Consider the following 8960-nt stretch of genomic DNA (forward strand, 5'->3'; position numbering starts at 1 on the left):
GAGCATACTCTTACTCATGTCCCTTTTTTTACGTTCTTTTTCTGTTTTCGCAATGCTTTTGGAATGTATAGCTGTCCATGTACTCTCCCGTCATTGCATATGCTTTAGAACGAGATCCTCCACAAACATATCGAAACTCACAAACTAAACTTTTTAAAAGTTTTCAATATCATTACTTCTTTTCTAAAACCATAAAGAACGTACTATCCGGTAGCACAACCGCATTCCCAGACTCATCTTTAAAATCGATTTTCTCGCTAAGATGTTGTGTATATCCATCCTGTAAATAATTCATAGCTTGAACGATGTTTACTTTATCTCCAAAGATACCCTTTACGAAATCCTTATAGTCTTTTGGCGTAAAGATTCCAAACTGCTCTTGCACCTCGTGAACGAAGGAATCCTCGCCCCATGTATATGTATATAGGAACTCCATCGCATCGTTAACAGGCATTTTGACTGTATTGTCTGCCAGTACCTCATACTGGATTATACGCCCCTTAAATTCACGGACATACTGCTCTAAGAACTTCATTCCGTCCGCATCTTTAAAACGAATCACACGCATTAACCTTTTATCTTCGGTCATGATGCCATCACGAATGATAATACGACCTCCTGGTTTTAACACCTCGTAAGCACTCTCGAGCCCCTTTTTAATTACTTCATGATTGAATTTCTTACCTTCATACTCGATATAAGAGAACAGCTCATGAAGGATAGAAGAATATACAATCGTATCAACCGATTCTTTATCAAACGAGCTACTTAAGTTGATTGCATCCCCCTTAATGACGTCCCAAGAACGACCTTCGTCCTGTTTCTTCTTTTTCAACGTATCAATCACGTTTTCGGAAATATCGATACCGTATATTCGTTTATCCTCGGTCTCTTCTTCAATCATGTCTAGCATAACACCACCACCGGATCCGACATCTACAATCGTATCTCCCTTTATATAATCAAGAATAATTCGTTTATCATCAGCCGAACTATTCATATGCTCCAAATACACTTCTTCGTTATGGAATCTATCATATGCATCCTTACGTAACCCGAAGAAATCAAAGAGCAGTACATTTGCCCGAGCATGCATCATATCTATCTTTTCTGCCTCTACACAGAAGGTAATTAACGCCTCACCTACAGCAGAAAACTGAAACGACACATATGCAGTTTTCATATCTTCATCTACTTTAACCTCAAAAGAAACATGCGTTGTATTCGGCTTCTCGTTCTCACGGTACTCCCGTAGATACTTCTCAATAACGCGCTTACGATACACGTTGTCCTTTTTCTCGCCTTTGAAATCATAGTGCAACTGCTGCATCAATTTCTCGAAATGGATATGCTGAACCTTTCTAGTGCCTATCTCATTCTTTAACATAACAAAAACTGTCCAAATATCCTCGAAGCTAAGAGCATGCATAGACGGTTCTACATACCACAAATCCTTATCGGATAAGAATATTTGAACGTCACTCTTCTCGCTCCCCATAATTATATCTTTTTCAAATGCTGACTCCTTATGTTTTGGTGTGAGTCTATGTATGCGAGAAGTAAATGGCTCCACATAACCATCAAACAGACCATCAATTGTAATCTTCACATCGTTCTTTACTTCGCTCCACAAAGATTTTGATACACCTTCAATAATACATTGATTAAGGTAGTATAGAATCTCCTTTAACCTAACGTCTCCGTATTCTTCTTTATATGTGTCAATTAAATCAATATGAGAGTTCAAACGAGCCTCTCCGCGGATATACTGCCCGATTAATCCATGTGTTCTAATTAAATCTCGAACAAACAAATACTCAGTAGAGTTTAAGTTTGTCTCTATATGTTCGATAAACTGAATATCACTAAAGATATCAGCAGAACCCTCGTTATGTACCAATAGATTGATTCCGTTCTCCTTCCATTTCTCTCGCTGTTTTAAAGAGCCTACCTTTGCAAGCTCACTATACGTTAGTACTTTTTCAATAATGCGATACGCTTCTTCATCTAAAGACAATCCATCTAACACTTGCAGCGTACGGTGTACATAGTACAACACCGCATCTGTTTTTAATTCACCAAGTACTTGTACATTCTCATAGTTTTGATGTATCTCCTCTGCCTCGATTAGATACTTTAACCACGTAGGGAGAGTATTAGAAAACCCTTCAATGTATGTATTTAGAACTTCAATGTTTTTCAACTTATTTACCCCCATATATAATCAATATCAGTAGTATGGTCTGGGACATCTTCTCTAAAAAGATTATCACCTTATGTCCCCTTTACCATCTATATCTCTTTCAAATACAAATGCATCAAACCCAGTCTTTTTATCATCTAAAAGAGAGTTATCAATTTCGTTTCTAACATGCCAAGTTTGTAACACATTCTTTTGTTCATCTCTTATTTTAACTTCATCAGGAATTTCGGCGGAATAAACAGCAGGACTCAGCGAATCATTTCTTAAATTGATAAACATATGTTGTGATAGAATCAACCGAAAATAGAAACGGCAAGCGGGTGCACTCCACTTGCCATTTTTTCATAGCTTAGTATGTATTTGAATTTCTTTTGCTTTCTCTTTTTCACCCTTCACTCGTACAATTAAATCATATGATCCGGATTTTGGCGCTTCAAAAGAAAGCAGACCTTCTTGTTGAGAAGTGACTTCTTCTTCATAAATAACCCTATCATCTTTTGTAACTTGCAATAAAATCGTACCTTCTTCAACGGCTGCTTCATAAGGAATTTTCACATTTCCTTTTTCAGCTTTAACCGTTTGCACATCGTAATACCCTTGCAACGAACCAATTTTCAAAGTCGTTTCGCCATTTTTTTGAACCTTTGTGACTTGTGTTGCTGTATTGCATGCGCTTAACAATACAACAAGAGTGAGGATCATAAATAAACGTAGTAATTTCATAGAAATTCTCCTTTTTTATGTATATGAATTAAAATTCTAACTCTAAATTTTGTACCATCTTATTTCCCACCTCTTAAAATAGCTGTTTTCATAATAAAATAAGTAATAGAAAATAATAAACAAGTACCCATTGTACCAAAAACTGCAACTGAGATGTTACCTGCTAATGTTTCATTTGGATCTAATGCATTAGGTAAAATTGTACCAAAAATTGCAATGCAGGCTAATACAACCATAAAATATTTAAATCTTTTTACTTTCTTATTCATACTAATTATCCCCTTTATTCCTTAACATTAACTTCTAAACCACATCCCCATAAACCTACACCAGGACCTAATTAATGGTACATGGAATTTGACTCTGCTTTTTCTAGCTTCAAAAGATCCCCCAAGTATTATACATACCAATTAATTCGTATAGAAAAAGCCCCGTTCAAATCAAACACTTAAGCCTTCCTATTTTTTATAATACTCAAATAATTCTACACGAACATCTCTATCAATTCATCTCAATACCTCAATTACCTTTTAAGTATATCAATGACAAAATATATAATCTAATAATATTTTTTATATAATTAAAAACAAACATAGTTACAACAAGAGATTGTTTGTATGCTGATTTGTACTGTATTCCCTTATTCCATGCACTCTTTAAAAAAACCTTACTTTACTATGTAAAATAAATAAGTAACAATATCTGTCTTTCCTTATAAGGATAAGAGGATGTATATAATGTTGCACATTATATACGTATTGGTACATTGCTCAATAAGAGTGATGTACTTTTTTTATTATAGAGACCGCTTTATGACCTCATATACAACAACAACAATTTCATAAAATATATTGTTTACAACAACATTAGTGTGGTTACACTAAACAAGAATGTATGTTTCCATTTTAAATAACCGTTTATTTTTGAGGTGCTTACATGAACATGTATACAGTAAAAGAATTATCATTAGCTTTACAGAAGCATGAGGAAACAATTAAGCGATGGCTACGGTCCGGAAAGTTCCCAAACGCATTTCGCAATAGCGATAAAGAAGGATGGAGAATTCCTGAAGGCGATCTTGTACATTTCAAGCAAGGAACAGGATTCGTAAAAGAAGATTCTCAGCAAAATCAACAAGTGATACGGAACGAGGTTGAAGAATCGGAGTTAGTAAAATTAGCATATGAGGTAGTTACACTAACATCTCCAACGCATGAAATGTTTACTCTTTTATCCGTTGTCGGGATCAAACGAACCTTAGAAATTCTATTGATTATCCAACAATCCACTACCAAAGTGAAAAACCCCGACGGGTTTATTAAGAAAGCCATTCGAGAGAATTGGAGTCCAACGACTGTTCCTGTCAAATTATCAAAAAAACAAAGTAAACATATCTACGATTTTAACCAACTGGACTATGAAGCAATGGCGAATCAGGAGCAACATGAGTATCAACCGAAAGTCCCCTTCTTCAATTGGTTAGAAGAATAATTAGCTATGAATATCTGACAGGAGGCTATGAAAATGAGAGATAGTTATTACCACTTACGTTGTCCAAAAGGCGTTCAAAGCCGATATAAACTACTTGTGTTCACCCCAAATAACAAGGTATTCCTGCCACTGGCAGACTTTCATGATGATGTCAGTAGAAAGAATTCGGAAAGTTCAGCGTTGTCATATCTACAATGCCTGATGCCGTTTTTCACTTGGTTAGACAAGCACAGCAATTATCAGGGGAAACGTGTACAATGGAGTGACTCTCCAGAAGCCATACGGGTTGCTGTGGAAGATTATTTGATGAATGAAATGGCTTGTAAAGTACGGGAAAAAAATTTTTTTCGCTTTGTCAATCATTCCAATAAAAGTCCGAATACTGTTCATCGCTTCCTTTCCGCTCTCAAGTCATTTTATAAGTCCTTGATTACACTGAGACAGTATGGCTATCCGAATCCTCTTATCGACTCTCATGCGATATTGGATGATTACAAAACAAATACCGAAGGTGTTAGAGAAAATAAGCCCCGAATGCCTGCCGAAGCAGGAACAGAGAACCCTATTGAGCATAGACGTTTGACAGATTCCTACTTCAAACTCATTAACGAGGAATGGCAACCTGAAATTATTGATGACCCTCTTCTCTATCACAAAGTTAAACAAGCAGGCGATCAGGTAAATTGGTCATTGAGAGAAAAGGTCATTGTCCGTATGTTGTTTGATACTGGAGCAAGAGTTTCTGAGGTAATTAAACTCACCATTGGCGATTATCGTTCCCGTAGGTCCTTTGAAGAAGTCAGCACGTTTAATAAAGGCAGTCATGGACGTAGAGTAAAGTTTCTTCGATTCAAAAAAGACACAACGAAACTTCTGTTTCAATATATCAATCAAGAGCGTAAAAAATTTGACCCGTTAGAGCGGGATTTTAATTCTCTACCTAACAATGCACCCATGTTCCTGACGCATCGAGGAACACCATTTTCTTATCAGACTTGGTATCCACATTGGAATAAGGCCATGAAAATGATGGACATGAGGTTAAATCCACATAAAACAAGACATTGGTTTGTCACGACAAGAATGCGTGAGATTTATAATATTTCCAAGACAGATGCAGAAATACAACAGCGAAAAGATGAACTCTTTAAATACATGAAGTGGAAACAAAAAGATACGATGGACGTGTACGAACATCATTTTGACGAGGAAAGGCATCGAAATTTTCATGACAATATGCTTGAACAAATAGCAGAGAAAGAAAAAGAGTACGTGGAACAGCTGAAACAGAAACGTACTAAGAGGCCCCTTCTGACTGTTATAGATAAAGCAAAAGAAACGGAGTTAGAGGTAGATATACATGTACTATTAAATGATTTGGAGGACGAATGATGACAAAATCTATGAGTTCACCAAACTCCCCTTTTTATAAGGAATTAGCAGGTAAGGTAGATGAACACATTCTTTATTTGCGTGATAGTAGAGGTGTGTTTCTGTTAGATAAGTTGAATGAATTACCTGTTAAACATTTCATTAATCAGTGTTTAGGTACATCTTGGCAGAATCAATTATTATTGGTGATGCTTATTGGCGGAGATAGAAATTTGGATGCACAGACAGTATTTAACAATATTAGAAATATAAATGTTAGGTTTAAAAATATATTTCATGCTTACGATTTAAAGACTTTCACTGATTTTGATACAGCGAAGCATATGTATGACTATCTTAAAGGTCTTATTTATCCTGAGCATTCAAATAACCAAAGGGCAGAATTTTTACGATTGTATAACTCTATTTCTTACTCAAATGAAAAATGGCTTAGATCAAAGTTATGTCAGGAACAACAAGAGTATTTTCAACAATTCTTACTCCCTATGCCTACGTTTGATAATCGAGATTTTATATTCAATAAACACGCAAAAGAACAAGCTCAACACACTCGCAAAAGTGAAACGGATGCCATCGTACCGCATCTTCCTCAAATTCGGGTAAAAGCAAACTTCCGCTGGAATCAGATGAAACGATTACGAGACGCCTTTCTGATAGCTTGTAAACAAACTGAACAGAGAGATATCACTCTACCTTTAGAGTTTCACTATGACGAGCCGGAAAGTATTGGAGAGCGGTTTCACTTCCGTTTATGGGATAAACCTTCCTTTGTCCTATACCACAAAGGGAAATTTGCAGAATCCATTGTAAAGTCAGCCGAAAAGCGTACAGGAACGTATTCCGAGACGAAGAATCATTATTTTGTAGAGTTTTTGAAAGCTGAACGATTGGAAGATGACGATGTAGCGGAGGGGCTGTGGTTTGTAGAAATCTTGCAAGAAGGCGTGTTGGGGCAGTGGTATTCAAATGCGACAGAGGAAGAAATACAGCAGAAACGAAAACTCTTGTTTTCATGGGGATATGGAGAAGAAAATTTAACAGAAAACCCTGCACCGTTTTACTCCAAACACAAAGGCGTTCTATGTACAAGTACCTTTGTCTCTCTTAACAGCAGTAAAGCCGAAGGCATTCTATTTGATGTAGACCCCTTTTATGCCGTATCAACCTTCGGTTTGTTAGCAATAGACATTTTGACTACCACAGGATCGAGAATCAACGAACTATTACAACTTAACAGTGAAAAAGATTATTTACGAGCTATAAAAATAAATGGTGACCTGAAATTTTTCTTCTATGCCATCCCGAAAGGAAGAGATTCTCTCGAATCTTATCCAATCAGTAAGCAAACCTTTCAATTGATAAAAAAGGTCAATTTAATGCTAAAAGAGCATTACAACGGGAAAATTCCCAATGTACCATATCGTGCTAGAAGAAAACACCTATTTCCAGAGCAAAAGCCTTATTTCTTTCAATACAATAAGAAAGCACTTCAGGAAGTAACACTTCAGTCATGCCTTCGTTTTCTCTTGCATGGATTGTTCTTCGAGACCCAAGAAGGACGACCTGTTGTTCTTAAAACACACCTACTTCGTCATGCGTTCGCAACGGAAGCAGTTCAACGTCAGGAAATTCCAATTGACATTGTAGCAAAAATACTCCATCAGCGTGACGTGAATGTAACAAGGTATTATTCGGAACCTACTCCAAGTCAAGTAGCCGAAAAGATTGGAGAGTTACATGATGTGATTGCTAACTATGTTGATTTAGATGAAGCGATTCTTCGGAGTCCCGAAGAACTTCAGCGGGAATGGGAGGAATATAAAACGAAAGTAGGTATATACAACAACGTGTTAGGCGGTACTTGTGTGACAGATAAAGTATGTCCTGTGAAAATGGCATGTTTAGGATGTGTGGCAAAGATTCCGCAACCTGAAAAGAAGCATGAACTTCTTGAAACAATTGAATTATCAAAGGATATGGAAAAGCGTTTTGTTTCTATGGGTTTGACGATTGAAGTAAATAAGGCAAAACAGATGCAGAAACTTGCAAGGAATGAATTAAAAGAGATTGAATTGATCGAAAAATATCAGGAGGAACGGACATATGGACCACACATTTCCTTCAAAAAATAATAAAACATGGCTAAAAGGAGTTCACGAATCTCGAAGCCGCCGTTCCCTCCTATTAGGTAAGGAAGCAATTGACCTTCTGGTCAAAGGAAACCTCCCTGTTACATTAAAAACTGTATCGGAGAAGTCTAAAGAGATTGATTCCGAAGGAAAAGGTATTCACTCTAATACAATTATGACAAATCCAGAGTTGAATGAGTATTATAAACAACACAGCAAAACATACAAGCAAAAATCAAATTCCGATCAGTATCTACAAAAGCGTTCTGTTGCCTTTGCTCCTGTTGATTATCGACGCATACGAGCAGACCGAAGTATAGACAATACCGAACGAAAATATATGAAGATGTCTAAAAAAGAACTTGTACAACGACTTATCTTGGCAGAACAATATATTGTAGAAAACAATAAAGCGTGGTTAACCAAGCAATTCGAGCAGTTCCAATAGAGTTTCTGTATTTACTGTGGCTTTAAAATAAAGTTTGATAATTTATAAAAAAGCTGATCGTTTATAATAAAATTTGATCAAGAATTCTTTTTTGATGTGCAGGTGTATAGTGATAATAAAGTTATTGAATTTTGATTAAAAAAGATAAGAGCCTTACTACATTCTATATGCAGCAAGGCTCTTTAAAGTTGTTTCAAATTATATCCATCTGCTTATGTAATGCTTAAAAAATGAATAATAAAGTTGTTTACTTCTTATTAAACTAACGCCCCCGTTAGTTTAAGTGTAACTCTTCACAATTATTTGATATTATATAGATAAATAGAAATATAAATCAGAATTTAGTTTATAGTTATAAAAATAAGTTATTTATACCCTTATAAGTCTTCAGAAAGGAGAGTGTATGAAAAAGACTATTGTTTTTGTATTAACGATATTTATATTATTCTCAGGATTCGCAACACAAAGTTATGCGTTGTCAGATTCGAAATCTGTGGCAATACAAGCATTGCTAGATGATGCCTGTCGTACGTCAGGTGTGCCTGGAATGTCACTCTCAATACTTGCTGATGGT

7 protein-coding genes and 2 pseudogenes are annotated in these 8960 nt (G+C 36.0%); 5 read left to right on the plus strand and 4 right to left on the minus strand.

Annotated elements, in window-relative coordinates; genetic code table 11:
* Window positions 1–14: 14 nt before the first annotated feature.
* The 4 genes and pseudogenes from DN394_RS12795 to DN394_RS12815 form a co-directional block, all read right to left on the minus strand.
* Window positions 15–145: pseudogene (locus DN394_RS12795) on the minus strand (radical SAM/SPASM domain-containing protein); the annotation flags it as partial.
* A gap of 27 nt (window positions 146–172) precedes the next feature.
* Window positions 173–2218, minus strand: a complete 2046-nt coding sequence (locus DN394_RS12800) for a class I SAM-dependent methyltransferase (RefSeq protein ID WP_149293846.1) — start codon at window positions 2216–2218, stop codon at window positions 173–175.
* A gap of 327 nt (window positions 2219–2545) precedes the next feature.
* Window positions 2546–2926 (minus strand): BA_1872 family lipoprotein, encoded by a 381-nt coding sequence (locus DN394_RS12810; protein ID WP_149293847.1) that lies wholly within the window; start codon window positions 2924–2926, stop codon window positions 2546–2548.
* 59 nt (window positions 2927–2985) lie between these two features.
* Entirely contained in the window at window positions 2986–3195 is a 210-nt protein-coding gene (locus DN394_RS12815) for a hypothetical protein (RefSeq protein WP_098705263.1), read from the minus strand.
* 667 nt (window positions 3196–3862) lie between these two features.
* Here DN394_RS12815 and DN394_RS12825 point away from each other — a divergent pair.
* From DN394_RS12825 to DN394_RS12845, 5 genes and pseudogenes are all read left to right on the plus strand, one after another.
* Entirely contained in the window at window positions 3863–4417 is a 555-nt protein-coding gene (locus DN394_RS12825) for a helix-turn-helix domain-containing protein (RefSeq protein WP_098090969.1), read from the plus strand.
* A gap of 33 nt (window positions 4418–4450) precedes the next feature.
* On the plus strand, window positions 4451–5809 hold the full coding sequence (locus DN394_RS12830; RefSeq protein WP_149293848.1) for a tyrosine-type recombinase/integrase: 1359 nt from the start codon (window positions 4451–4453) through the stop codon (window positions 5807–5809).
* Window positions 5809–7941, plus strand: coding sequence for a site-specific integrase (locus tag DN394_RS12835; RefSeq protein WP_149293849.1), 2133 nt, complete (start codon window positions 5809–5811; stop codon window positions 7939–7941). Before DN394_RS12830 ends, DN394_RS12835 begins: the two co-directional genes overlap by 1 nt.
* On the plus strand, window positions 7913–8386 hold the full coding sequence (locus DN394_RS12840; protein WP_149293850.1) for a hypothetical protein: 474 nt from the start codon (window positions 7913–7915) through the stop codon (window positions 8384–8386). Before DN394_RS12835 ends, DN394_RS12840 begins: the two co-directional genes overlap by 29 nt.
* 403 nt (window positions 8387–8789) lie before the next feature.
* Window positions 8790–8960: pseudogene (locus tag DN394_RS12845) on the plus strand (serine hydrolase domain-containing protein); the annotation flags it as partial.

Origin of the sequence: Bacillus sp. BB081 (assembly GCF_008368895.1) — a bacterium.
Lineage (GTDB): Bacteria > Bacillota > Bacilli > Bacillales > Bacillaceae_G > Bacillus_A > Bacillus_A wiedmannii.

What these genes read in the sequence shown, in the direction of transcription:
- DN394_RS12800 (WP_149293846.1), bottom strand. Translation starts at nt 2,218, where the DNA reads ATGGGGGTAAATAAGTTGAAAAACATTGAAGTTCTAAATACATACATT.
- DN394_RS12810 (WP_149293847.1), bottom strand. Translation starts at nt 2,926, where the DNA reads ATGAAATTACTACGTTTATTTATGATCCTCACTCTTGTTGTATTGTTA.
- DN394_RS12815 (WP_098705263.1), bottom strand. Translation starts at nt 3,195, where the DNA reads ATGAATAAGAAAGTAAAAAGATTTAAATATTTTATGGTTGTATTAGCC.
- DN394_RS12825 (WP_098090969.1), top strand. Translation starts at nt 3,863, where the DNA reads ATGAACATGTATACAGTAAAAGAATTATCATTAGCTTTACAGAAGCAT.
- DN394_RS12830 (WP_149293848.1), top strand. Translation starts at nt 4,451, where the DNA reads ATGAGAGATAGTTATTACCACTTACGTTGTCCAAAAGGCGTTCAAAGC.
- DN394_RS12835 (WP_149293849.1), top strand. Translation starts at nt 5,809, where the DNA reads ATGACAAAATCTATGAGTTCACCAAACTCCCCTTTTTATAAGGAATTA.
- DN394_RS12840 (WP_149293850.1), top strand. Translation starts at nt 7,913, where the DNA reads ATGGACCACACATTTCCTTCAAAAAATAATAAAACATGGCTAAAAGGA.